Source organism: Cupriavidus sp. 01L43, from assembly GCF_056399925.1.
On sequence record NZ_JBFTSH010000009.1, the window covers coordinates 199844 to 223043 of the forward strand.

General features: G+C 68.5%; 21 protein-coding genes. 11 read left to right on the forward strand and 10 right to left on the reverse strand.

Annotation, left to right across the window (positions count from 1 at the left end; translation table 11 throughout):
- Positions 1–126: 126 nt before the first annotated feature.
- On the forward strand, positions 127–849 hold the full coding sequence (gene hutC / locus AC1DP9_RS17025; RefSeq protein ID WP_092296988.1) for a histidine utilization repressor: 723 nt from the start codon (positions 127–129) through the stop codon (positions 847–849).
- 6 nt (positions 850–855) lie between these two features.
- On the opposite strand, the gene AC1DP9_RS17030 is transcribed toward hutC, so the two are convergent.
- The 7 genes from AC1DP9_RS17030 to AC1DP9_RS17060 all read right to left on the reverse strand — a co-directional run bounded on the left by AC1DP9_RS17030 (position 856) and on the right by AC1DP9_RS17060 (position 7714).
- Positions 856–2091 (reverse strand): GGDEF domain-containing protein, encoded by a 1236-nt coding sequence (locus AC1DP9_RS17030; RefSeq protein WP_477107986.1) that lies wholly within the window; start codon positions 2089–2091, stop codon positions 856–858.
- Between the two features lie 202 nt (positions 2092–2293).
- Positions 2294–3076 carry an IclR family transcriptional regulator gene (locus AC1DP9_RS17035; protein WP_477107987.1) on the reverse strand — a complete coding sequence of 261 codons (783 nt, stop codon included), beginning with the start codon at positions 3074–3076 and terminating at the stop codon, positions 2294–2296.
- 84 nt (positions 3077–3160) lie between these two features.
- The gene (locus tag AC1DP9_RS17040; protein ID WP_477107988.1) at positions 3161–3928 is read right to left on the reverse strand and encodes a class I SAM-dependent methyltransferase; all 768 of its coding nucleotides are present in this window, start codon (positions 3926–3928) and stop codon (positions 3161–3163) included.
- 73 nt (positions 3929–4001) lie between these two features.
- Positions 4002–4871: an ABC transporter permease gene (locus AC1DP9_RS17045; protein ID WP_477107989.1), complete on the reverse strand. Its 870-nt coding sequence runs from the start codon at positions 4869–4871 to the stop codon at positions 4002–4004.
- A gap of 27 nt (positions 4872–4898) precedes the next feature.
- Entirely contained in the window at positions 4899–5762 is an 864-nt protein-coding gene (locus AC1DP9_RS17050; RefSeq protein WP_477107990.1) for an ABC transporter ATP-binding protein, read from the reverse strand.
- 1 nt (position 5763) lies between these two features.
- Positions 5764–6807: an ABC transporter substrate-binding protein gene (locus AC1DP9_RS17055; protein ID WP_255370888.1), complete on the reverse strand. Its 1044-nt coding sequence runs from the start codon at positions 6805–6807 to the stop codon at positions 5764–5766.
- A 37-nt stretch (positions 6808–6844) separates the two neighbouring features.
- Entirely contained in the window at positions 6845–7714 is an 870-nt protein-coding gene (locus AC1DP9_RS17060) for a TauD/TfdA dioxygenase family protein (protein ID WP_477107991.1), read from the reverse strand.
- A 233-nt stretch (positions 7715–7947) separates the two neighbouring features.
- Between AC1DP9_RS17060 and AC1DP9_RS17065 the strand changes: the two genes are divergently transcribed.
- From AC1DP9_RS17065 to AC1DP9_RS17085, 5 genes are all read left to right on the forward strand, one after another.
- Entirely contained in the window at positions 7948–8943 is a 996-nt protein-coding gene (locus tag AC1DP9_RS17065; RefSeq protein ID WP_477107992.1) for an aliphatic sulfonate ABC transporter substrate-binding protein, read from the forward strand.
- Positions 8944–9118: 175 nt separating this feature from the next.
- Complete coding sequence (gene pdhA, locus AC1DP9_RS17070; RefSeq protein WP_454757675.1) at positions 9119–10210, forward strand: pyruvate dehydrogenase (acetyl-transferring) E1 component subunit alpha; 1092 nt, start codon at positions 9119–9121, stop codon at positions 10208–10210.
- A complete protein-coding gene (locus AC1DP9_RS17075; RefSeq protein WP_092296961.1) occupies positions 10203–11180 on the forward strand; it encodes an alpha-ketoacid dehydrogenase subunit beta in 978 nt (325 codons plus the stop codon). The genes pdhA and AC1DP9_RS17075 overlap by 8 nt, the downstream gene beginning before the upstream one ends.
- Positions 11181–11189: 9 nt before the next feature.
- Positions 11190–12311: a dihydrolipoamide acetyltransferase family protein gene (locus tag AC1DP9_RS17080; protein WP_477107993.1), complete on the forward strand. Its 1122-nt coding sequence runs from the start codon at positions 11190–11192 to the stop codon at positions 12309–12311.
- 158 nt (positions 12312–12469) lie between these two features.
- Positions 12470–13123: a peroxiredoxin gene (locus tag AC1DP9_RS17085; RefSeq protein ID WP_092296955.1), complete on the forward strand. Its 654-nt coding sequence runs from the start codon at positions 12470–12472 to the stop codon at positions 13121–13123.
- 301 nt (positions 13124–13424) lie between these two features.
- Here the strand turns inward: AC1DP9_RS17085 and AC1DP9_RS17090 are convergent, their stop codons facing one another.
- Complete coding sequence (locus tag AC1DP9_RS17090; RefSeq protein WP_092296952.1) at positions 13425–14387, reverse strand: chemotaxis protein; 963 nt, start codon at positions 14385–14387, stop codon at positions 13425–13427.
- A gap of 497 nt (positions 14388–14884) precedes the next feature.
- Here AC1DP9_RS17090 and AC1DP9_RS17095 point away from each other — a divergent pair, with 497 nt between their 5' ends.
- Complete coding sequence (locus AC1DP9_RS17095) at positions 14885–16285, forward strand: NCS2 family permease (RefSeq protein WP_092296949.1); 1401 nt, start codon at positions 14885–14887, stop codon at positions 16283–16285.
- 411 nt (positions 16286–16696) lie between these two features.
- Complete coding sequence (locus tag AC1DP9_RS17100) at positions 16697–17014, forward strand: H-NS histone family protein (protein ID WP_092296944.1); 318 nt, start codon at positions 16697–16699, stop codon at positions 17012–17014.
- 31 nt (positions 17015–17045) lie between these two features.
- Here AC1DP9_RS17100 and AC1DP9_RS17105 read toward each other — a convergent pair whose 3' ends face one another.
- A complete protein-coding gene (locus tag AC1DP9_RS17105; RefSeq protein WP_477107994.1) occupies positions 17046–17654 on the reverse strand; it encodes a hypothetical protein in 609 nt (202 codons plus the stop codon).
- A 196-nt stretch (positions 17655–17850) separates the two neighbouring features.
- Entirely contained in the window at positions 17851–18810 is a 960-nt protein-coding gene (locus tag AC1DP9_RS17110; protein WP_477107995.1) for a LysR family transcriptional regulator, read from the reverse strand.
- 115 nt (positions 18811–18925) lie between these two features.
- Between AC1DP9_RS17110 and AC1DP9_RS17115 the strand changes: the two genes are divergently transcribed.
- From AC1DP9_RS17115 to AC1DP9_RS17125, 3 genes are all read left to right on the forward strand, one after another.
- The gene (locus tag AC1DP9_RS17115) at positions 18926–20164 is read left to right on the forward strand and encodes an MFS transporter (RefSeq protein ID WP_441645589.1); all 1239 of its coding nucleotides are present in this window, start codon (positions 18926–18928) and stop codon (positions 20162–20164) included.
- A gap of 165 nt (positions 20165–20329) precedes the next feature.
- Positions 20330–21619, forward strand: coding sequence for an MFS transporter (locus AC1DP9_RS17120; protein WP_092296934.1), 1290 nt, complete (start codon positions 20330–20332; stop codon positions 21617–21619).
- Between the two features lie 37 nt (positions 21620–21656).
- A complete protein-coding gene (locus tag AC1DP9_RS17125; RefSeq protein WP_092296931.1) occupies positions 21657–23039 on the forward strand; it encodes a NarK family nitrate/nitrite MFS transporter in 1383 nt (460 codons plus the stop codon).
- The last annotated feature ends 161 nt before the right edge of the window (positions 23040–23200 follow it).

The window sequence follows — 23200 nt, forward strand, 5'->3', positions numbered from 1 at the left end:
GTCATCACCATGTCTCGCACGACGTTGGTGCGATGCGGCACAATGCGCGGGCATCGTCAGGGGTGGCCGGCGCCGCATTTCACAGAAGCGGACCGCGCGCACCATTACAGAGAGCCAGGAGCCTCCATGTCATCGACCCCATCGTCCGCCACGCCGACGCCCGCCTTCCAGCGCATCAAGGACTATGTGCAGGGGGAGATCGAGGCCGGCACCTGGGGCGAGGGGGACGCCATCCCGCCCGAACTGCGGCTCGCGGCCCAGTTCGGGGTCTCGCGCATGACCGTGAACCGCGCGCTCAACGAGCTGGAGGCGGAGCAGGTGCTGGTGCGGCGCAAGGGCGCCGGCACGTTCGTGGCGCCGCAGCGCTATCAAGCCACCGTGGTGGAGATCCGCAGCATTGCCGAGGAGATCCGCGCGCGCGGCCACCGCCACCGCAGCGCGCTGTTCCGGCTGGAACGCCAGCACGCCACGCGCATGCTGGCCACCCAGTTCGGCGTGGCCGAGCGCAGCATGCTGTTCCATTCGGTGATCCTGCACTACGAGAACGACGCGCCAATCCAGGTGGAAGACCGCTGGGTCAATCCGGCGCTGGCGCCGGGCTATATGGAAATCGACTTTGGCGCGGTCACGCCCAACGAGCACTTGATGCGGGTGGCGCCGCTACAGCGCGCCGAGTACCAGATCGAGGCGCAACTGCCCACGGCCGAGGTGGCGGAGATGCTGGCCATCGGCGAGGCGGAGCCGGCGCTGGTGCTGCGCCGCCGCACGTTCTCGCGCGATGCGGTGGCCTCGCTGGTGGTGTTGTGGCACCCGGGCAAGCGGTATCGCTTCGGGGGGGCGCTGGGGTAGGCCCGGCTAGGCGGCGGTGGCGCAGTCCATCGACGCCGGCGTGTCTTCTTGCGCTTCCGGGGTCTCGTCGATCACCATGCTCGACCCGAGCACGAACTGGTCGCGGCCCCGCTGCTTGGCCATGTAGAGCGCACGGTCGGCTTCGGAAAACAGGTTGCGCCACAGCGACTCGCGGCTCGTGGCGCCGCCGTGCAGCTGCGCCACGCCGATGCTGACGCTGGCGTGCCCGCCCCGCCCCGGCAGTTCGATCGCGCGCACCTTGCGCAGGATGCGGTTGGCCAGCGCCGTGGCCTGCTGTTCGTCCGTGTGGGGGCAAAGGATGCAGAATTCCTCGCCACCGTAGCGCGCGGCGATGTCCGAAGCGCGGCGCGAGTTGTCCAGCGCGGCGGCAATCTCGCGCAGCACGTTGTCGCCGGCGTGGTGGCCGTGGGTGTCGTTGACCTGCTTGAAGTGGTCCACGTCGATGACGAGGCAGGACAGCGCCTCGCGCTCGCGCTGCCAGCGCGCCACCAGTCCCATGGCCGTCATGTCCAGCGCGCCACGGTTCAGCAGGCCGGTCAGTGCATCGACCCGCGCCCCGCTCTCGTTCCGCGCGATGATCTGTTCCATCGCCATCAGGCTGAAGCCGAACAGGCCCAGCAGCACCGCCACCAGCGGCGCCAGCGGCCAGACCGACGAGGCGGTCTGGGCAAAGAACGGCACCATCACGTGCCCGTGGAATGACGCCGCCTGCCCCAGCGCCGCCACTTGGGAGCCCAGCAGCACCAGATGGGAGGCCAGCACCAGCGGCCCGCCGATGCTGGTACGGCCGCGCGCGCTGCGCAGCAGGGTAATGAGGGTGGTGAACGACGTCATGGCCAGCACGCCGTAGCCGATGGCGTGGATCAGCAGCGGGCCGTCCGCCAGCCCGCTCATCAGCACCATCAGGACCATCACCACGGCGCCGGTGGCCCGCAGCAGCATGGCGCGCTCGGGCAGGCCGTAATAGACCCGCACGCCGCGATAGATCGCCAGCCGGCCGACGATATAGGCTCCCGCGCCGAGCGCCCCGAGCTGGAGCGACCCGGCGCCCACGCTGGCCGCCACGACCAGCCCGGCCCCGGAGGCGATGACATGGCCGCCCGCCCACAGCCGCCCAGCCTCGTTGGCGCGCAGCGCGAGCACGAGCCCCGCCGCCATTACCAGCGTGCTGGAGAACACCACCATCATGACGACCAGAATGGTCTGCTGGGCCAGGTGCACGGATTCAACATCCTCTAAAGCGACCGGGGGCGGCTGCCGTTATTGCGGTTTACCCTGATCCTGGCCGCAGGATGCGCGCTGATAACGGCAATTGCGACCGGAGAGGCGCATCATAGCCCGTGCACGGCGTGCGGCGGCACCCCCGTTAAGCCGGGTTAGCGCGCACGCAACGTTTTGAAATTACTACGGAAATCCGTGCGGATCAGTCTTCGTCAGATGGGTCGTTCTGCCCTGCGGGCACCGCCGGGGCGCGGGCCGGCTGGACTTCCGGGAAGGTGCCGCCAAGTGCCGCCGTGAGCTGGCGCGCAGCGGCGAGCACCTGATCGCGGAAGGTTTCCGAGAAACGCGGCGTCGGGCAGGTCAGCGTCAGCGCGCCCTTCAGTTCGCCGGCCGGGCCGAACACCGGCGCGGAGACGCCAGCGATGTCCGGACTGCGGTCGCCCACCATGGCAATCACCCCTTCCTCGCGGATGCGCTGGTAGATCTCGCCCCGTGCGCCCGAGAACGCCCGCAGCACCCGGCCGCCGGCGCCACGGTTGCGCGGCAGGAGATCGCCGGCGCGGATGTGGTCGCGCACGGGCTGGGGGGAATCCACGCGGTACAGGCACAGGCGATGCTCGCCCTGCTCCACGTGGAAGGCGGCCGATTCGCGTGTGTCGCGCACCAGCTCGCGCAGCGCGGGCACCACCACCTGCTCCAGCGAGAACGACGCCGCGTAGACCGCATTGAGCCGGGCGACTTCCGGGCCGAGCCCGTAGCGGCCATCGGGCAACCGCTGCACCAGCCGGGCATGCTCGAGCGAGGCCAGCAGCCGCAGCAGCGTGCTCTTATATAGACCGCTCCGGTGCGCCAGTTCGGCCAGGCCGAGCGCGGTATCCCCTTCCCGGAAGACCGAGAGCACGAACAGCGCCCGGTCCACGGCCACGGCGCCGCCTGCGGCGCCATGCTTGTCGGCTTCGGAGAGTTGGGCGGCTTTACGTGGCATGAGGGAGCGGCGGACGGCCGGTTGGAATGGGCGTCCACCGTATAGAACGGCCCGGGGCTTGTCAATCCGCCCGGGCTAAGGGTTTCAGCCCCGTTCGGCGCAATAGGCGGCCGTGGTGTACGGGAACGCCACCGCCGTCTGGCCGCGCAGCGCCGGGTCGGTGGCGATGACGTCGTGCAACTGGGCGCGCACCGCGTCCTGCTGCGCCGGGGGCAGCGAGGCGATGAAGCTGACCGACATCACGCGGTCCACGATGACCTGCTCCGGCGCGCCGGTGTGGGTGTAGGGGAATTCCGTCAGGCGCAGCGGCCCGAAGCCTTCGGCGGGAAAGACGCGCTTCCAGTCACCCCGGTAGTAGCGCGGGGCATCCCCTTCGAACGGGGTCATGATGGCCGTGAGCCGGGCCACCCAGTCGACCGATTCATCGCGCACGTTCCACACCAGCCCGAGCTTGCCGCCGGGGCGCAGCACGCGGCGGATCTCGGCCATGGCGGGGGGGTTGGCGAACCAGTGGAAGGCCTGCGCGCAGACCACGGCGTCCACGCTGGCGTCGGGCAGCGGGATGGCTTCGGCGGTGCCGGCCAGCACGGTGGCGTCCGGCAGCTTGGCGGCAAGCTGGGCGCGCATCTCGGCGACCGGCTCCACGGCCACCACGCTGGCGCCGGTGGCGGCCAGCAGGCGGGTGAACTTGCCGGTGCCGGCGCCTAGATCGACCACCGACTTGCCCGGGGCGAGCCCCAGCGTGTCGTGCAGCCAGTGCGCCAGTTCGGCGGGATATTCGGGACGCCCGCGGGCGTAGGTATCGGCCTGGGCGGCAAAACCCTGGGCGGCGGCATTGTGGATGGCGGTCATGGGGGCTCCGGACGAGACCACGTACCTTACTCCGCCCCTCGCCGCCGGGCAACGGGGTAACGGGCCAACCGGGTCAGTGCTGCATGCCCCAGCGCCGTACGGTCACACGCTCCAGCGTGGTGAAGACCAGCCCCTCCACCGCCAGCCCGATCAGGATCACCGTGGCGAGGCCCGCGAACACGCGGTCCGTGTACAGCTCGTTGCGGTTCTGGAAGATGAACCAGCCCAGTCCGCCCTTGCCCGACGACGCGCCGAACACCAGTTCCGCCGCAATCAGCGTGCGCCAGGCAAAGGCCCAGCCGATCTTGAGCCCGGACAGCACGGCCGGCAGCGCCGCCGGCAGCAGGATCAGCACCACATAGCGCAGGCCGCGCAGCCCGTAGTTGCGCCCGGCCATGCGCAGCGTCTCGGGCACGCCCCGAAAGCCTGCGTAGGTATTCAGCGCCAGCGGCCACAGCACCGAGTGGATCAGCACGAAGATCAGGCTCTTGCTGCCCAGGCCGAACCAGAGCAGCGCCAGCGGCAGCAGCGCGATGGCCGGCAGCGGATTGAACATGGCGGTCAGCGTGTCGAGCAGGTCGCGCCCGAGCCGGGTGGAGACGGCCAGCGTGGTCAGCACGAAGGCCAGCGCGATGCCCGCCGCGTAGCCCTGCACCAGCACCGACAGCGACACCGCCGCCTTGCCCGGCAGCTCGCCATTGGCGATGCCTTCGCCAAACGCCCGCGCCGTGGCCAGGAAGGTGGGCAGCAGCAGGTCGTTGTCCTGGATGCGGGCGAGGATTTCCCAGAGCACCGCCAGCGCCAGCAGGATCACCGCCTTGCGCACCCAGCCCTGCTGCCAGAGGCGGCGATGGAAGGGCAACGGCCGCGACAGCGGCACAGCGGTGAACGGCTCGAGCGCCAGTTCGTATTCAGGGCGGATGGGGGTGTCGAGGGTGGTCATGATCGGTCGAATTGATTCGCTGGGACGCTACGCGTGCGCCCTGCCCCGCTCGCCGGCGGTCTCTGCCGGCTGATCGAACAGCATCTGGTGGATGCGCTGCGCGGCGGCCTGGAAATCGGCGCTGCCCTGGCTGGCCAGGCTGAACTGGTGGCTGTTGAGTTCCGCGCGCACGCGGCCCGGGTGCGGGGACAGCAGCAGGATGCGGTTGCCGACCACCAGCGCCTCCTCGATCGAATGGGTCACGAACAGCAGCGTGAAGGCGGCGTCGTGCCACAGTTCGAGCAGTTCCTCCTGCATGCGGCGCCGGGTCAGCGCGTCCAGCGCGGCGAACGGCTCGTCCATCAGCAGCACCTTGGGCCGCATCGCCAGCGCGCGGGCAATCGCCACGCGCTGTTTCATGCCGCCGGATAGCGTGTGCGGATAGGCATCGGCAAACTGCGCCAGCCCCACCTTGTTCAGGAAGTGCAGCGCCACCTCGGCGGCCTCGGCGGCGCCCATGCCGCGCGAGCGCCGCAGCGGGAACATCACGTTCTGCTTCACCGTCTTCCACGGCGGCAGCTGGTCGAATTCCTGGAACACGACGATGCGGTCCGGCCCCGGCGCCGCCACGCGCCGCCCTTCCAGGCGGATCTCGCCCTCGACTGGCGGCACGAAGCCGGCCACGGCCTTGAGCAGCGTGGACTTGCCGCAGCCGGACGGGCCCAGCAGCACGAAGCGATCTCCGCCATGCACGTCGAAGCTCACGCGGTGGGTGGCACGCACCACGCGCGCGTCGGTGCGGTATTCGAGCGAGACGCCATCCACCTGCAACAGCGGCGCAGACGGTGACGAAGACGGCGACCGGCCCGGAATCACGCGCAGATGCGCGCCTGGGTGCAGCGGTTCAGACATGTCAGCTCCCCTGGGCCGTGGCCGGGTCCTGGAAGAAGTAGTCCTGCCAGGTCTTCGGCTGGTTCTTGATCGCCCCCACGCGGTGCATGAACTCGGCCAGCGCGAAGGTGTTCTGCGGCGTGACCTTGAATTGCACCTGCGGGTTACGCAGAATCTTGACCAGCAGCGCGCGGTCGATCTTGGCCTTGTTCACGCGGATATAGAGGTCGGCGGCGGCCTCCGGATTGGCGGTGGCGAACTGCGCGGCCTCGGCCAGCGCATCGACGAAGGCGCGGTAGGTCTTGGGGTTCTCGTTGCGGAACTTCTCGGTGGCGTAGAGCACGGTGGCGGAACTCGGCCCGCCCAGCACGTCATACGAGCTGAGCACGATGCGCGCGTTGGGGTTGCCGGCCAGCTCCTGCTCCTGGAACGGCGGGTTGCCGAAGTGGCCGGTGATCTCGGTGCCGCCGGCGATGATGGCCGCCGCTGCGTCCGGGTGGGGCACGGCCACGGTCCATTTGTCGAGCCGGTTGAACTCCTTGTCGCCCCATTGCTTGGCGGCGGCCAGTTGCAGCACGCGCGACTGCACCGACACCGTGACGGCCGGCAGCGCGATGCGGTCCTTGTCGGAGAAATCGGCAATCGACTTCACCTTGGGATTGTTGCTGACGAGGTAGTACGGGAAGTTGCCGAGCGAGGCCACGCCCTTCACGTTCTGCTTGCCGTGCGTGCGGTCCCACACCGTCAGCAGCGGGCCCACCCCGGCGCCGGCGATGTCGATGGCGCCCGAGAGCAGCGCGTCGTTGACGGCGGCGCCGCCCGAGAGCTGGGTCCATTCCACCTTGACATCCACGCCCTGCTGCTTGCCGTGCTTCTCGATCAGTTGCTGGTCCCGGGCCACGTTCAGCAGCAGGTAGACCACGCCGAACTGCTCGGCAATGCGCAGGCGGCCCTCGGCGTGCGCCACGCCGGTCAGGGCGAGGCTGGCGCACTGCCCAATCAGTACGGTCAGGACGGCGGCGGCGGCGCGGCGTTTCAGGGTCGTCGAAAGAATGGACAGGGACATGCAGGGGCTCCGGATGGATTTCGGTTCGGTGTCGCGTTCAGAACGGCGTATCGCCTTCGATGGTGGTGCGGTACATCACGCGGCGCAGGTGGTCGGGCGTGCCGGCGGCCAGATGCAGCAGCGAGCGGTTGTCCCAGAACACGAGGTCGTTCGGCTGCCACTGGTGGCGGTAGACGTGCGCGGGCTTCACGCTATGGGCGAACAGCTCGTCCAGCAGCGCGCGGCTTTCGTCCTCCGGCAGGCCGGCGATGCGCGTGGTGAAGTGCTCGCTGACGAACAGCGCCTTGCGGCCCGTCTCCGGATGCGTGCGCACCACGGGCTGGAGCACCGGCTTCACCTGGGCGATCTGCTCGGGCGAGAGGTTGGGCCGCCACGGGCTGCGCGCCTGCAGCTCGGCGTAGCGGGCCAGGTAGGTGTGCTCGGCCTGCAGGCCCTCCACCCGGCGTTGCAGGTCGGCCGGCAGCGCGTCCCAGGCGGTATGCATATTGGCGAACAGCGTGTCGCCGCCCTCCTCGGGCAGCTCCCGCGCGTGCAGTAGCGAGCCGAGGCTGGGCTTCTCCTTATAGGAGAGGTCGGAGTGCCAGAAGTGGCCGGCATCGCCCAGCCCGATCGGCTTGCCGTCTTCCACCACGTTCGAGACGATCAGGATCTCGGGATGGCCGGGCAACTGGAACTGGTGCAGCACGTGGATCTGCAGCGGGCCAAAGCGGCGGCTGAAGTCGATTTGCTGCGCGGGCGTGATGCGCTGGTCGCGGAAGACCACCACGTGGTGGTCCAGATGGGCGCGATGGAGGCGCTGGAAGTCCGTCGTGGAAAGCGGCTGGTTCAGATCGAGCCCGATCACTTCCGCACCAAGCGCGGCGTCGAACGGGCGGATCTCGAAATCCTGAAGGGTGGCAGTCGTCATGGCAATGCGCTTCTCGGCTTCTTGGGGGACCGGGGAACGGGGGGAACCGGGTACAAGCTATGCACTGTAAAGAGCGGGCGATATCGGAACAACGAATGAAATCGCGCGCGGTTATGCGGTTGTCGCATATGGCGCCAATCCGCATAAGCAAAGGCGGGAAGCTTCGTTCGCCACGCGGGCGCTGGCGGCTAGGCTGGCGGGCTAGACACCCACCCGAACGAAGGAAATCCGCCATGTCGCACGTATCTGACCTCACCCGCGACCCCACCCGCCGCCGCCTGGTCCTGGCCGGCCTGGGGAGCGCCGCGCTCCCGCTGCTGTCGACCCTGTCGAGCCTGTCGCACGCCGCCGATGGCGCCGAGACGCTGCGCATTGGCTACCAGAAGTCCTCCACGCTGATGATCTGGCTGAAGTCGCGCGAGACGCTGGAGAAGGCCCTCGCCCCGCTGAAGGTGAACGTGCAGTGGCACGAGTTCACCTCGGGCCTGCCGCTGCTGGAATCGCTGAACGTCAACAACCTCGACCTCACCGCCGATGTGGCGGACGCGGTGCCGCCGTTCGCGCTGGCCGCCGGCGCGCAGCTGACCTACTACGCCATCGAGACGCCCTCGCCCACGGCGCAGGCCATCGTGGTGCGGCAGGACTCGCCGATCCGCACCGTCGCCCAGCTCAAGGGCCAGCGCGTGGCATTCGCCAAGGGCGCGGGGGCGCACTACCTGCTGGTGGAGGCGCTGGCCGAAGCGGGGCTGTCCGTGCGCGACATCGAACCGGCCTACCTGACGCCCGCCGACGCCCGCGCGGCCTTCGAGCGCGGCAGCGTGGCGGCCTGGGTAATCTGGGACCCGTTCCTCGCAGCAGTGCAGCGCCAGGCCAATGCCCGCATCCTGCGCGATGGGACGAAGCTGGCCAGCTACCGGCGCTTCTATCTCGCCGCCACGCCGTACGCGAAGCGTCGGCCCGACGTGCTGGCCGTGGTCTATGACGAACTGCGCCGCGCGGGCGACTGGATCAAGCGCAACCCGGGTCCGGCGGCGGCATGGCATGCGCCGCTGATCGGGCTCGACCCGGCCACCGTGGAGGCCGCCAACCTGCGCCGTACCTATCAGGTACAGGCCGTGGACGCCGCCTCGCTCGAGGAACAGCAGCGCATCGCCGACGCCTTCGCCGCGCAGTCCATCCTGCCGAGGAAAGTGACCGTGGCGGCCTCGCCGGTGTGGAAGCCGGTGTAAGGCGCCGAAGTCAGCCGTCCTCAGTCCCCCCGGTAAGCCGATCCGCCGCCCCGTGCGGCAGCGCACGCCCGCTCCCCGCATCCGTGCCCTACACTCGAAGGCAGCAGCGTCCACAAGATGCTGCGCCGCACAGGGCACCGCGAACCTGACAGGGTTCCAACACGGGGACATCCACATGGACACTGTTGCGCGCTTCGAGATCGGCTTTACCCGCTACCTTTCCGCCCAGGGCACCGCCAGCCCAGACCTTCCCCCCTTCGCCCGCGACCCGGCCGCGCTGCTGCCGCTGTATCGCGCCATGGTGCTGACCCGCCAGTTCGACCTCAAGGCCATCGCCATGCAGCGCACGGGCCAGATCGGCACGTTCGCGTCCGCGCTCGGGCAGGAAGCGATTGGCGTCGGAGTGGCCTCCGCCATGCTGCCGGACGACGTGCTGGTGCCGTCCTACCGCGACCACGCCGCGCAGTTTGTGCGGGGCGTCACCATGACCGAGAGCCTGCTGTACTGGGGCGGCGACGAGCGCGGCAGCGGCTTTGCGGCGGCGCCGCATGACTTCGGCAACTGCGTGCCGATCGGCACCCAGGTGGGCCACGGGGCCGGCGTGGCTTATGCGTTCCAGCTGCGCGGGCAGCCCCGCGTGGCGGTGACCATCGTCGGCGACGGCGGCACCTCCAAGGGCGATTTCTACGAGGGGATGAATATGGCCGGCGCGTGGCACGTGCCGCTGGTCATCGTCGTCAACAACAACCAGTGGGCGATCTCCATGCCGCGCAGCAAGCAGACCGCCGCGCAGACGCTCGCCCAGAAGGCCATCGCCGCCGGCATTCCCGGCGAGCAGGTCGATGGCAACGACGTGATCGCGGTGCGGCACCGCGTGGGCGAGGCGATCGACCGCGCCCGGGCCGGCGGCGGCCCCACGCTGATCGAGGCCGTGACCTACCGGCTGGGGGACCACACCACGGCCGACGATGCCTCGCGCTACCGCGACGAAGCAACGGTCAAGGCCGCCTGGGCGCAGGAGCCCATCGTGCGGCTGCGCGACTACCTCGCCGCGCAGGGCGCCTGGGACCCGGGCCGGGAGGAGGCGCTGATCCGCGAATGCCAGCAGGCCGTGGCCGCTGCCGTGGACGCCTACCTGGCCCTGCCGCCGCCCGACACCGGCGCGATGTTCGACTGCCTCTACGCCACCCTGCCCGCCGCGCTGGAAGCCCAGCGCGAGATGGCGCGCCAATATCAGACGACCCCGCCAGGAGCCCATCATGGCTGAACTGCATCTGGTGGAAGCGGTGAACCTGGCGCTGGCCCACGCGCTGGCGCACGACCCGGACGTGGTGCTGCTGGGCGAGGACATCGGCGTCAACGGCGGCGTGTTCCGCGCCACGGTGGGCCTGCAGGCGCGCTTTGGCGAGGCGCGCGTGATCGACACCCCGCTGGCCGAAGGCGGCATCGTCGGCGCGGCCATCGGCATGGCGGCGATGGGACTCAAGCCGGTGGCCGAGATCCAGTTCGCGGGCTTCATCTACCCGGCCATCGACAACATCCTCAACCACGCCGGCCACATGCGCCACCGCACGCGCGGCCGGCTGGGCTGTCCGATGGTGGTGCGCGCGCCGAGCGGGGCCGGCATCCACGCGCCCGAGCATCATTCCGAAAGCCCCGAGGCGATGTTCGCCCACATGCCGGGCATCCGCGTGGTCATGCCATCCTCGCCCGCGCGGGCCTACGGGCTGCTGCTGGCGGCCATCCGCGATCCGGACCCGGTGATCTTCCTGGAGCCGACGCGGCTCTACCGGCTGTTCCGGCAGGAGGTACCCGACGATGGCGAGGCGCTGCCGCTAGACGCCTGCTTCACGCTGCGCGACGGTGCCGACCTCACGCTGGTGAGCTGGGGCGCGATGCTGCAGGAGACGCTGGCCGCCGCCGACCAGCTGGCCGACGAAGGCATCGGCGCCGCCGTGATCGACGTGGCGACGCTGAAGCCGCTCGACATGGACACCATCCTCGAATCCGTGGCCCGCAGCGGCCGCTGCGTGATCGTGCACGAGGCGCCGCGCACGGCGGGGCTCGGCGCGGAGATCGCGGCCAATCTGGCCGATGCCGGCCTCTATTCGCTCAGCGCGCCAGTGCAGCGCGTGACCGGCTACGACACCGTGGTGCCGCTGGCCCGGCTGGAGCACAGCTACCTGCCCTCCGTGGCGCGGATTGTCGATGCCGCGCGGCGCGCGCTGGCGGCCTAGGAGACGTTCATGCGGACCTTCAAGCTGCCCGATCTGGGCGAGGGATTGCAGGAAGCGGAGATCGTGGCGTGGCACGTCAAACCCGGGGACAGCGTGGCGGCGGACGAGCCGCTGCTGTCCGTGGAGACCGCCAAGGCCATCGTCGAGATTCCATCGCCATTCAGCGGCCAGGTGGCCAAGCTGTTCGCGCAGCCGGGCGATATCGTCCACCTCGGCGCGCCGCTGGTGGGCTTCGAGGGGGTCGGCAGCGCCCAGGACGATGCCGGCACCGTGGTGGGCGCGGTGAAGGTCGGCACGCAGGTGCTGGCGGAAGCCGCCGCGCCGCTCGGTCCGGGTGGCGCGCACGGCATCAAGGCCACGCCGGCGGTGCGGGCGCTGGCGCGCAAGCTGTCGGTGGACCTCGCCATGGTCACGCCCTCCGGCCATGACGGCCTGATCACGGCCACGGACGTGCAGCGCGTGGCCACCACGCTGGCCGATCTCGGCCCGGCCGAAGTGGTGCGGGGCGTGCGCCGGGCGATGGCCCAGAACATGGCCCGCGCACAGAGCGAGGTGGCGGCGGCCACGGTCATGGACGATGCCGACCTGCACGCCTGGCAGCAGGATGCGGGGCCGGGTAACGACATCACGATCCGGCTGGTGCGGGCGCTGGTGGCCGGCGTGCATGCCGAACCGGGGCTCAACGCGTGGTACGAGGGCCAGAGCGGGCGGCGCCATGTGCTGGAGCGGATCGACGTCGGCATTGCTGCCGACCTGCCCGAGGGTCTGTTCGTGCCGGTGCTGCGCAACGTCGGCAAGCGCGACGCCGCCGACCTGCGCACCGGGCTCGACCGCATGCGCGCGGACATCATCGCGCGCACCATCGCCCCGGAGGAGATGCGCGGCAACACCATCACGCTGTCCAACTTCGGCATGATCGCGGGCCGCTACGCGGCGCCCATCGTGGTGCCGCCCACGGTGGCCATCCTTGGCGCCGGGCGTATACGTGACGAAGTGGTGGCGGCCGGCGGCCAGCCCGCCGTGCATCGCGTGATGCCGCTCTCGCTGACCTTCGACCACCGCGTGGTCACGGGCGGCGAGGCGGCGCGCTTCCTGCGCGCGGTGATCGTGGACCTGGAGCGGCCGGCGTAGCTCCGTCCCTTTCCCCCTCCGAAATGTGACGCCGAGACTACGCCGACCATACGCCCGTGGAGGGAGTTTTTTCACCGTGTAATTCCTATACTGGAGTTCCCCGGCGACGCTGGCAGCCCAATCATCCACCTGGCCCTGACTGAAACAAGGAGTGCGACATGGCAATTCGACTAGGCGAAGAAGCCCCTGACTTCACCGCTGATACCACGGAAGGCAAGATTCGCTTTCACGAATGGATGGGTGACAGCTGGGCGATCCTGTTTTCGCATCCGAAGGACTTCACCCCGGTCTGCACGACCGAGCTGGGCTACATGGCCAAGCTCAAGCCCGAATTCGACAAGCGCAATACCAAGATCATCGGCCTGTCGATCGACCCGGTTGACGACCACCAGCGCTGGGCCAAGGACATCGAGGAGACCCAGGGCAGCGCGGTCAACTATCCGATGATCGGCGACGCGGACCTGCACGTGGCCAAGCTGTACGACATGATTCACCCCGAGGCTAGCGGCGGCAAACGCACCGCCGTGGACAACGCCACGATCCGCTCGGTGTTCATGATCGGCCCGGACAAGAAGGTCAAGGCCATGCTGGTCTATCCGATGAGCGCGGGCCGCAATTTCGACGAGGTGCTGCGCCTGCTGGACTCGCTCCAGCTCAACGCAAAGCACACCGTGGCCACGCCCGTCAACTGGAAACCGGGCGAGGACGTGATCATCCCGACCTCGGTCTCGGACGACGATGCGAAGAAGAAATATCCACAGGGCTTCAAGACGCTGAAGCCGTACCTGCGTACGGTGGAGCAGCCGAAGTAAGCGACTGATGTATACAGCGGAGAGCCGGGGCAGGCGGGCGAAGAATGCGAACGAGAGCTATCCACAGTTCCAGTGGATAATCGCCCACCCCGCGACCCGCAAACCCGCGCCAGCATTGGAAAGAGCTGGACTGCCCGATTTTTATGCAACTGGTTTCGGAGAGGGGAGGCGTTGCTCCCCTCGCCCGCTTGCGGGAGAGGGGTTGGGGGAGAGGGCAAGTGGTTCTCGATGCGACACTGCATGTTGAACCGCCGGCCCTCTCCCCTGCCCCTCTCCCAAAGGGAGAGGGGAAAAGACGCGTTTACGGATGGCGGGCCATCACGCCGCGGATGGTGTCCGCGAGATCCTTCGCCAGGAATTTCGACACATAGGCATCGGCGCCAACCTTGCGCACGTGCTCCTCGCTGGCCTCGCCGGAGAGCGACGAGTGGATGACCACCGGCAGGGACTTGAGCCGTGCGTCGCTCTTGATCTTGCGCGTGAGCGTGAAGCCGTCCATCTCGGGCATTTCCAGGTCGGTCAGCACCAGCGCGATCTCGTCGCGGATGGTCTTGCCCTGCGAGGCGGCGAGATCGGCGATGCTGCCCAGCATCTCCCATGCCTCCTGGCCCGTCTTGGTCATCACCACCTGCACGCCCATCGCCTTCAGGCCGTTCTCGATCAGGCCGCGCGCCAGCGCCGAGTCATCGGCGGCCAGCACCTTGGTGCCAGGGCGCAGGTTCAGCGCCGGGCCCACGGTGGCAGGGTCCACGTCCGGCTGGCGGGTGGGCAGCACATCGCGCAGGATCTGCTCCACGTCGAGCACCTGCACCAGACGCGGGTTCTCGCCGCCGACATCGAGCTTGGCGATGCTGGTCACCAGCCCGCCCTTGACGCTGGTCTCGGCCGAGATCACCTGGCTCCAGTCCAGGCGCACGATCTCTTCCACGGCTTCCACGGCAAAGCCCTGGGTGGAGCGCGCGTACTCGGTCACCAGCATGATGTTCAGGCCGGACTTCGGCTGGCACTCCAGCAGGCGCGGCAGGTCGATCACAGGAATCACCTGACCCCGGATGTCGGCCATGCCGAGGATGGACGGCTCGGCGCCCACCACGGTGGTCACCGACGGCATCACCAGGATTTCGCGGACCTTGAATACGTTGATGCCGAACAGTTCGGATTGCCCGCTGTTCGCCGCGTCGCCAAGTCGGAACAACAGCAGTTCGAACTGATTGTTGTTGGTCAGGTTCGTGCGCTCGTCAATGTCTCTCATCGCGCTGGTCATCGTGCTTGCTCCGCTGCTGGCTGGGGGTGACTATGGGTAAATGGACAGGTGTTGCCAAAGGTCTATCGGCGCCGCCGCCGGGACCTTTAGCGATCCCGCCCGCTTTCCGGCAGGATGCCCCGGCCATGTGACCGGAACCTACCTTCCAGGGCCCATCGAAGGCCAAAATCGCCGTCCGGCCGTCCACCGAGGGAAATCCCTGAGCCTCCGGAAGCACCGCAAACCCGTGGTTATTCGGCGCCCCGCATGTTCCGCATCGCGCCCCGATGATGAAAGCGGCGCAGCGCTCCCCTACCGTTGAGCCTCGCCGGATCCTGCCCGCCAGAGGCAGCCGACCGGCCACCGGCCCCCGGGCCGGACACCGAGGAAAGAGACGCCCGCACCCCGAGCACGATGCCACCGGGACCTCCGCCCTCGCACCCAGAACCACGTGAGACAAGCTGACGCCGTATCCGTACGCGGACCGGCGCGGCGCCCCTGCAAGGAGGCAGACCATCATGATCGAACAGCCGTATCCGTCCGTCACGGACGTGGATGACGTAGCGCACGCGCAGGGCACGCGCGCCGGCCGCGCGGGAAAAATCGACGAGTATTTCCAGATCAGCGCACGCGGCAGTACGCGGCGCCGCGAGGTGGTGGCCGGCACCACCACCTTCATGGCGATGGTCTATGCCGTGTTCGTGGTGCCGGGCATGCTCGGCAAGGCTGGCTTCGACACCAGCGCGGTGTTCGTGGCCGTGTGCCTGACCACGGCCTTCGGCTCGCTGCTGATGGGGCTCTGGGCCAAGCTGCCCATCGCCATCGGCTGCGCCATCTCCCTCACCGCCTTCATGGCCTTCGGCCTCGTGCTCGGACAGAAGCTCTCTCCCGAGGTGGCGCTCGGCGCCGTGTTCCTGATGGGCGTGGTCTTCACGGCGATCTCGGTCACCGGCGTGCGCGCCTGGATCCTGCGCAACCTGCCGGCCGGCGTAGCCCATGGCGCGGGGATCGGCATCGGACTTTTCTTACTGCTGATTGCCTCGAACGAGGTCGGCCTGGTGGTCAAGAATCCCGGCCCCGGCCTGCCCGTGCAACTGGGCCACATCACGGCGTTCCCGGTGGTGATGTCGGTACTCGGGCTGGCGGCGATCTTCGGCCTGGAGCGCCGTCGCGTGCCGGGCGGCATCCTGCTGGTCATCATCGTCATCTCGGCGCTGGGCCTGATGTTCGACCCGGCCGTGAAGTACACCGGCGTGTTCGCGCTGCCGAGCCTGTCGACGCCCGGCCATGCCTCGCTGATCGGTGCGATGGACATCCGCGGCGCGCTGTCCGCCGCCGTGCTGCCCAGCGTGCTGGCGCTGGTGATGACCGCCGTGTTCGACGCCACCGGCACGATCCGCGCGGTGGCCGGCCAGGCCAACCAGCTCGACGCCACCGGCCGCATCCATAACGGCGGCCGCGCGCTGACCGCCGACTCGGTCAGCTCGATCTTCTCGGCGATGTTCGGCGGCGCCCCGGCGGCGGCCTATATCGAGTCCACCGTGGGCGTGGCCGCCGGCGCGCGCACCGGCCTCGCAGCGGTGACCGTCGGCGTGCTGTTCCTGGCCGTGATGTTCTTCTCGCCGGTGGCCGGGCTGGTGCCGTCGTACGCCACGGCGCCTGCGCTGATGTACGTGGGCCTGCTGATGCTGTCCAGCGTCAGCCGCCTGCATATGGACGATCTGGTCGATGCCATGGCCGGTCTGGTTTGCGCGGTCTTTATCGTGCTGACCTGCAATATCGTCACCGGCATCATGCTCGGTTTCTGCACGCTGGTGATTGGCCGAATCGTCTCGGGCGAATGGCGCAAGCTCAATATCGGCACCGTGGCCATTGCCGTGGCGCTGGCCGCCTTCTATGCCGGAGGCTGGGCAATCTAAGAAATGTCCGATCCCATCGGTCAACGATGTGTGCGGTACCACCCTGGGTAACCAGTGGAATTCGCAGCCCCCGGAGTCTTTCCCTCCGGGGGTTTTTTTCTTGCCGAGTCGCCAAAAATATCAGTGCCGCCAATCCTGCGCGGCGCCTGTCATGCGCGGCGATTTTCGCTCCGCGATTTCGGCATTGGTCGAGATTCGTCGGCATTCGTCGAAATGCATCGACATTGAAATTCGTTCAAATCCGAAAATACGGACTTGCGTAGTCCGATTCAGATCCCACATCTGGAACAAACGTTTTTCATTAGGAAAATCCGTTTATCTTTTGTAATATTTTATGGGACCACTAGTCACGACAATAGTCAGCAATGTCCTGTAACATGCCGCGAACAACAATCTGAACGGGGATCCAAAATGCCGACCTACAAGCAACTACTGGCTGAAAAAGAAGCACTGGAAGCCAAACTCAGCGAGGTGCGCGCCAATGAAGTCTCTGGCGTCGTGGCGCAGATTCGCCAATTGATGGCCGATTACGACCTGACGGTCGACGATATTGCGCCGAAGCGCCGTCGTGGTCGTCCCGCTGGCAGCGGTGCCAGCCCGGCACGCAAGACCGCAGCGCTGCCCCCGAAATACCAGGACCCGAAAACCGGCAAGACCTGGTCGGGCCGTGGCCGCGCCCCGGCATGGCTGGGCAAGCGCCCCGAGCGCTTCCTGATCGAACAAGCCTGAGTTCGATATTCCTCTCGATAAGCGCTGACGCTTATTGCCCTGCGCGCGCCGGCTCAACGCCCGGCGCGTCGCAAATCAACTCCTTTCGCAACGCCCGGAATCCCTGCTGGCTGGTTTCCTGCACCAGATTGGCCCCGCCATCGGGCCTTGGCTGCAGGCGCAGCACGCGCGCCGCGCATTGGCTCGCCGCTTCATCGCGCGTATAGCGGATTTCATATTGCGCGCCTGACTGCGGAATGAATGACACCCCCGCCGCGCAGCGTATCTCTTCGGCCGGCGGCGCCGCCATCGACGTCACCGCGACATACACCCGTTTGCCGACCGCCACCTTGCGCTCGCGCGTCTGCGCGGGCGGCTCGGGGGAACTACCTGCCATGTCCAGCCCCCGGTCGCGTCCCATCGCGGCGAGCTGCTTGCCCATGCCGGCCAGCACAAGCGGCCGGGCCGGCGTCGGGCACTTCGCCGGGTCCACCACGCTGAAGGTGGTGTTCTCATCGGTATTGGTCAGCAGCCGCACGCTGGCATAGGGGGCGCCCGAGGGCACGCGGTACTGGGCCACGCAGCCGGACAGGCCGGCTCCGGCCACAACCACGAGAAAAATCGGGAAAACCCTTGCCGCAACAAGCCGGATCTTGCGCATAGGAAGCACGAAGCTGACAGTTGACCGAGGATGGTGGCACAGCATAGCCGCAGGAGGCGCTTTTGGGGCGTGGTCTGGCCCACGTTGAGGATATCCACAGGTTCTGTGGATATCCTGTGGCGTCGCACCCCCGGGGCCGCGTCTGTGCGTTACCCCACCGGACTGCTCAAGATTTAAGCAGTTTGTCTCGTGACCATCACCCAGCCCGGGTGCCATCCACCCCGCCATCAGCCCCGCCATCAGCCCAGCCGGCAGCCCAGGGCGGGGCCTCGCCCCACCGTTCGGCGAGGAAATCGACGAAGGCCCGCACGCGCGGCGGCACCAGCCGGCGCTGCGGCATCACCGCGTAGATGCCGCTGTCGGCCAGCGGGTAGTCGGGCAGCACCGGCACCAACCGGCCAGCCCGCAGGTCGGCGCTGACATGCCAGACTGAATGCATGGCGATGCCGAAGCCGGCGAGCGCCGCATCGGCCAGCAACTCGCCCGTATTGGCCTCCACCCGGCCCTGCACGCGCACGGCCACCTCGCCGCCGGCGCCATCGCCCATCCGCCAGACATCGGAGCGGCCCTGGCTGCCGACCAGGATCAGGCATTGATGATGGGCGAGGTCCTGCGGCGTCTGCGGCCCGCCATGCTGCGCCAGGTAGTCGGGCGAGGCGCACAGCAGACGCTGGTTGTCCGCCAGCTTGCGCGCTACCAGCGTGGAGTCCGCCAGTGTGCCGATGCGGATGGCGAGGTCGAAGCCGCTGCTGACCAGATCGAGCACATGGTCGGTCAGACTGATGCTGAGGCGCACGCCGGGATGGGCGCGCAGGAAATCCGGCAGCAGCGGCGACAGATACTGCCGGCCGAACGAGGCCGAGGTGGTAATCCGCAGCACCCCGGTCACGCCGGCGCCCGCCTGCCGCAGCGAGCCGGACAACGCCTCCAGGTCTTCCACCAGCGCCCGGCCCTGCTCCGCCAGCACCGCGCCTTCGGGGGTGGCATGCAGCCGCCGGGTCGTGCGATGCAGCAGGCGCACGCCCAGGTCGCGCTCCAGCCGTTGCAGCCGCTGGCTGGCCACGGCCACCGAGAGGTCGAGGCTGCGCGCCGCCGCGCTGATCGAGCCGAGGTCCAGCACGCGCAGAAACAAGCCGATGTCGCCAATCCGGTCCATGATCCGATCCGATTCTCAATGATTTCTTGAAACTGATTCTGGATCTTGCCCGTTTTTCGGAAGCTGCGAAAGGCCGACACTGGCGCCTTCCAGAATCCGTCCCCAACTTCCCGACATGGCCGCGCCCCTCCCTTCCACCCCCGCCACCGGCCCGTCCTCGCGGATGCCCGTGGCGCTGTATGCCCTGACCGCCGGCTCGTTCGGCATCGGATGTGCCGAATTCGTCATCATGGGGCTGCTACTCCAGGTCTCGGCGGACCTCGGCGTGACCATCGCCGCCGCCGGCATGCTGGTCTCCGGCTACGCGCTCGGCGTGTTCGCCGGGGCGCCGGTCCTCACCCTGCTCACCCGCCGCATGCCGCGCAAGGCCGTGCTGCTGGTGCTGATGGCGATCTACACCATCGGCAACGCCGCCTGCGCGCTGGCGCCCGACTACACCACGCTGATGATTGCGCGCGTGGTGACCTCGCTCACGCACGGCACGTTCTTCGGCGTGGGCGCCGTGGTGGCCACCGGCCTCGTGCCCGCCAACCGCCGCGCCTCGGCGATCTCGGTGATGTTCTCCGGCCTCACGCTGGCCACGCTGCTCGGCATGCCCGCCGGCGCCTGGCTCGGCCTGCACTTCGGCTGGCGCAGCACGTTCTGGGCGATGACCGTGATCGGCCTGGCCTCGCTGGCGGTGATCGCCCTGCTGGTGCAGCGCAGCCGCGACGACGCCGCGCCGGCCCGCCTTGCCGACGAACTGCGCACCATCGCCCGCCCCCAAGTGCTGCTCGGCCTGCTGATGACGGTGCTGCAATCGGTCGGTATCTTCGCGGTGATTACTTATGTGCAGCCGCTGTTGACCCGGGTCTCGGGCTACGGCGAGGCGGCGGTGTCGCCCATCCTGCTGCTGTTCGGCGGCGGCATGATCATCGGCAATATCCTCGGCGGACGCATGGCGGACCGGCGTCCCACGGGTGCGCTGCTGGGCTCGCTGACGGTGCTGACGCTGGTGCTGGCCGCGATGACGCTGGCGCTCCACCAGCCAGTGGCGGTGGTGGCGTTCGTCGGCGCGCTGGGCGTGGCCGCGTTCGCCACGGTCTCCCCGCTGCAGCTGCGCGTGCTGCGCCACGCCCACGGGGCGGGCCAGAACCTGGCGTCGAGCTTCAATATCGCCGCGTTCAACCTCGGCAACGGCATTGGCGCGTGGCTCGGTGGCGTGGTGGTCGACCACGGCCCGGGGCTGACCGCGCTGCCGTGGATCGCGGCGCTGGCGCCGCTGGGCGCGCTGGGCATCGCGCTGCTGGCCGTGCGGGCCGAACGGCGGAGCGATGGCGGTCAGGCCGCCGGGCTGGCCCCGGAGGCATCGTGACTGCCTGACCCACGTTCTCGAATTTGTCCGATCGATAATCACCAACCGGACTAGTTCCATCGACAGGGGCCACCCGCCCCGCCCGCTCCCCGGCCGGCGAATAGGCACGGCAGGCAGCCGTGCCTACGCTGGGGGCCATCCCTTGTTGTCCATTAGGACCTCTCGATGGCCTCCCCCTCATCCTCGTCCTCTCCCCCCTCCTCCGCCGTCCTGCACGACGCGCCGGCGATCTCCCTGCGCGCCAACGGCGTGCTGGCCTCCAGCACGTTCGCGTTCACCATCTGCTTCGCTGTCTGGATGGTGTTCGCCGTGCTCGGCATTCCGCTCAAGCAGCAGCTTGGCCTGAACGACACCGAATTCGGCCTGCTGGCCGCCATGCCGGTGCTGAGCGGATCGCTGATCCGCGTGCCGCTGGGCATCTGGACCGACCGCTACGGCGGCCGCATCGTCTTCTTCCTGCTGATGCTGGCCACCGTGGTGCCGATCTGGCTGCTTGCCTATGCCACCACCCTCTGGCAGCTGCTGGCGCTCGGGCTGCTGCTCGGGTTGGCCGGCGGCTCGTTCTCGGTGGGCACGCCCTACGTGGCGCGCTGGTTCCCGCGCCATCGGCAGGGGCTGGCGATGGGCATCTTCGGCGCCGGTAACTCCGGGGCCGCGCTAACCAAATTCGTCGCCCCGGCGCTGATCGCCGCCGCCGGCACCTGGACCATCGTGCCGAAGGTCTACGCGGTGGCGATGCTGGCCACGGCGCTGCTGTTCTGGGTCTTCTCGGCCAGCAACCCGGCGCACCGCGTGGCCGCCAGCAGCGCCGGCTGGCGTGCCCAGATGGCCATGCTGCGCGACCCACGGGTCTGGCGCTACTCCCAGTACTACTCGGTGGTGTTCGGCGGCTACGTGGGGCTGGCGCTGTGGATGACGCGCTACTACATCGGCGAATATGGGTTCGACATCCGCATCGCCGCCTTCCTGGCCGCGTGCTTCTCCCTGCCCGGCGGCATGCTGCGCGCCATCGGCGGCTGGATCTCGGACCGCTACGGCGCCCATCGCACCACCTGGTGGGTGATGTGGGTGAGCTGGGTTGGCTTCTTCCTGCTCAGCTACCCGCAGACCGACCTCGTGATCCAGACCGCCAACGGTCCGCTGGCCTTCCACCTCGGCCTGTCCCCCACGCTGTTCACGGTGCTGCTGTTCGCGGTGGGCATCGCGTTCGCCATCGGCAAGGCGTCGGTATTCAAGTTCATCGCCAATGACTTCCCGCAGAACATCGGCGCCGTCTCCGGCGTGGTGGGGCTGGCCGGGGGGCTCGGCGGCTTCATCCTGCCGATCCTGTTCGGCGCGCTTGCCGACCTGACCGGCGTGCGCAGCAGCTGTTTCATGCTGATGTACGGCACCGTCTGCGTGAGCCTGGTGTGGATGCACTACAGCCATCGCGGCGCCGCCCCGGCGGTGGCCTGAATCTTTCCCACCTTCCCCCCTTCGACGAGACAACGCCATGAGCACCTCCGTACTGACCCGCTGGGAACCTGAAGACCCGGCGTTCTGGAAATACCAGGGCGCGCGCATCGCCTACCGCAACCTCTGCATCTCCATTCCCGCGCTGATGCTGGCCTTCGTGGTCTGGATGCTCTGGAGCGTGGTGGCCGTGAACCTGGACCGCGCCGGCTTCCACTTCACCGGCAACCAGCTGTTCTGGCTGACCGCCCTGCCGGCGCTGTCCGGCGCCACGCTGCGCATCTTCTACTCCTTCCTCGTGCCGATCTTCGGCGGGCGGCGTTTCACCGCCATCTCCACCGCGCTGCTGCTGATTCCGGCGCTCGGCATGGGCTTCGCGCTGCGCGACCCGTCCACCAGCTACCCGACGCTGCTGGGGCTGGCCCTGCTGTGCGGGCTGGGCGGCGCCAACTTCAGTTCGTCGATGGCGAACATCAGCTTCTTCTTCCCGAAGGCGCGCAAGGGGCTCGCCACGGGCCTGAACGCCGGCATCGGCAACCTCGGCGTCTCGATCGTGCAGTTCGTGACACCGGTGGTGGTGTCGGTGGCCGTGTTCGGCGCGCTGGGCGGAGCCGGGCAGGAATACGCGGCCAACGGCGCCACGCAACAGCTCTGGCTCCAGAACGCGGGCTTTATCTGGGTGCCGTTTATCGCCGTGTCGGCGCTGGCGGCGTGGTTCGGCATGCACGATATTGCCGATGCCCGCGCCTCGTTCGCGGAGCAGGCGGTGATCTTCCGGCGCCGCCACAACTGGCTGATGTGCTGGCTCTACGTGGGCACCTTCGGCTCGTTTATCGGGTTCTCGGCCGGGCTGGCGCTGCTGACCAAGTCGCAGTTCCCGAACGTGAACCCCACGGCCTACGCCTTCCTGGGCCCGCTGGTCGGCGCGCTGACGCGCCCGGTGGGCGGCTGGCTGTCAGACAAGCTCGGCGGCGCGCGGGTCACGCTGTGGAGCTTCCTCGGCATGATCGGCGGCGTGGTGGCCGTGCTGGCGGCGCTGCCGCACAACGGCACGGGCGGCAGCTTCAGCGGCTTCCTGGGCGCGTTCATCGTGCTGTTCGCGCTGACCGGCATCGGCAACGGCTCCACCTTCCGCATGATCCCGGTGATCTTCCTGACCGAGCGCCTGCGCGCCGCCGGCCCGGGCGCGCCCGCCCAGCGGGTGGCCGTGCAGGACGCCGCCCGGGAATCCGCCGCCGTGCTCGGCTTCTCCGGCGCCATCGGCGCGTACGGCGGCTTCTTCATCCCCAAGAGCTTCGGCACCGCGCTGGAGATGACCGGCGCGCCGGACGCTGCGCTCCATCTCTTCATCTTGTTCTATATCAGCTGCGCCGCGATTACCTGGTGGTGCTACGCGCGCCGCAACGCGGCCATGCCCTGCTGATTCGTGCATCACCCGCGTGTCAACCCCGCCCGTCGGCATAGTTCTTCCGGACGATGCCGACGGGTCCCGCCTAGGCCGATCGCCGTCGTCTCCCCTGCTCCACCAGCGAATGGCCTGCGCGGCACGCGCTCCGTAAGCTGCAAGTGTCCCTGCTGGAGCCA

Excerpts from the sequence above, each read along its gene's own strand:
- hutC (WP_092296988.1), top strand. The coding sequence starts at position 127 with ATGTCATCGACCCCATCGTCCGCCACGCCGACGCCCGCCTTCCAGCGC.
- AC1DP9_RS17035 (WP_477107987.1), bottom strand. The coding sequence starts at position 3,076 with ATGCCACGTAAAGCCGCCCAACTCTCCGAAGCCGACAAGCATGGCGCC.
- AC1DP9_RS17040 (WP_477107988.1), bottom strand. The coding sequence starts at position 3,928 with ATGACCGCCATCCACAATGCCGCCGCCCAGGGTTTTGCCGCCCAGGCC.
- AC1DP9_RS17045 (WP_477107989.1), bottom strand. The coding sequence starts at position 4,871 with ATGACCACCCTCGACACCCCCATCCGCCCTGAATACGAACTGGCGCTC.
- AC1DP9_RS17050 (WP_477107990.1), bottom strand. The coding sequence starts at position 5,762 with ATGTCTGAACCGCTGCACCCAGGCGCGCATCTGCGCGTGATTCCGGGC.
- AC1DP9_RS17055 (WP_255370888.1), bottom strand. The coding sequence starts at position 6,807 with ATGTCCCTGTCCATTCTTTCGACGACCCTGAAACGCCGCGCCGCCGCC.
- AC1DP9_RS17060 (WP_477107991.1), bottom strand. The coding sequence starts at position 7,714 with ATGACGACTGCCACCCTTCAGGATTTCGAGATCCGCCCGTTCGACGCC.
- AC1DP9_RS17065 (WP_477107992.1), top strand. The coding sequence starts at position 7,948 with ATGTCGCACGTATCTGACCTCACCCGCGACCCCACCCGCCGCCGCCTG.
- pdhA (WP_454757675.1), top strand. The coding sequence starts at position 9,119 with ATGGACACTGTTGCGCGCTTCGAGATCGGCTTTACCCGCTACCTTTCC.
- AC1DP9_RS17075 (WP_092296961.1), top strand. The coding sequence starts at position 10,203 with ATGGCTGAACTGCATCTGGTGGAAGCGGTGAACCTGGCGCTGGCCCAC.
- AC1DP9_RS17080 (WP_477107993.1), top strand. The coding sequence starts at position 11,190 with ATGCGGACCTTCAAGCTGCCCGATCTGGGCGAGGGATTGCAGGAAGCG.
- AC1DP9_RS17085 (WP_092296955.1), top strand. The coding sequence starts at position 12,470 with ATGGCAATTCGACTAGGCGAAGAAGCCCCTGACTTCACCGCTGATACC.
- AC1DP9_RS17090 (WP_092296952.1), bottom strand. The coding sequence starts at position 14,387 with ATGACCAGCGCGATGAGAGACATTGACGAGCGCACGAACCTGACCAAC.
- AC1DP9_RS17095 (WP_092296949.1), top strand. The coding sequence starts at position 14,885 with ATGATCGAACAGCCGTATCCGTCCGTCACGGACGTGGATGACGTAGCG.
- AC1DP9_RS17100 (WP_092296944.1), top strand. The coding sequence starts at position 16,697 with ATGCCGACCTACAAGCAACTACTGGCTGAAAAAGAAGCACTGGAAGCC.
- AC1DP9_RS17105 (WP_477107994.1), bottom strand. The coding sequence starts at position 17,654 with ATGCGCAAGATCCGGCTTGTTGCGGCAAGGGTTTTCCCGATTTTTCTC.
- AC1DP9_RS17110 (WP_477107995.1), bottom strand. The coding sequence starts at position 18,810 with ATGGACCGGATTGGCGACATCGGCTTGTTTCTGCGCGTGCTGGACCTC.
- AC1DP9_RS17115 (WP_441645589.1), top strand. The coding sequence starts at position 18,926 with ATGGCCGCGCCCCTCCCTTCCACCCCCGCCACCGGCCCGTCCTCGCGG.
- AC1DP9_RS17120 (WP_092296934.1), top strand. The coding sequence starts at position 20,330 with ATGGCCTCCCCCTCATCCTCGTCCTCTCCCCCCTCCTCCGCCGTCCTG.
- AC1DP9_RS17125 (WP_092296931.1), top strand. The coding sequence starts at position 21,657 with ATGAGCACCTCCGTACTGACCCGCTGGGAACCTGAAGACCCGGCGTTC.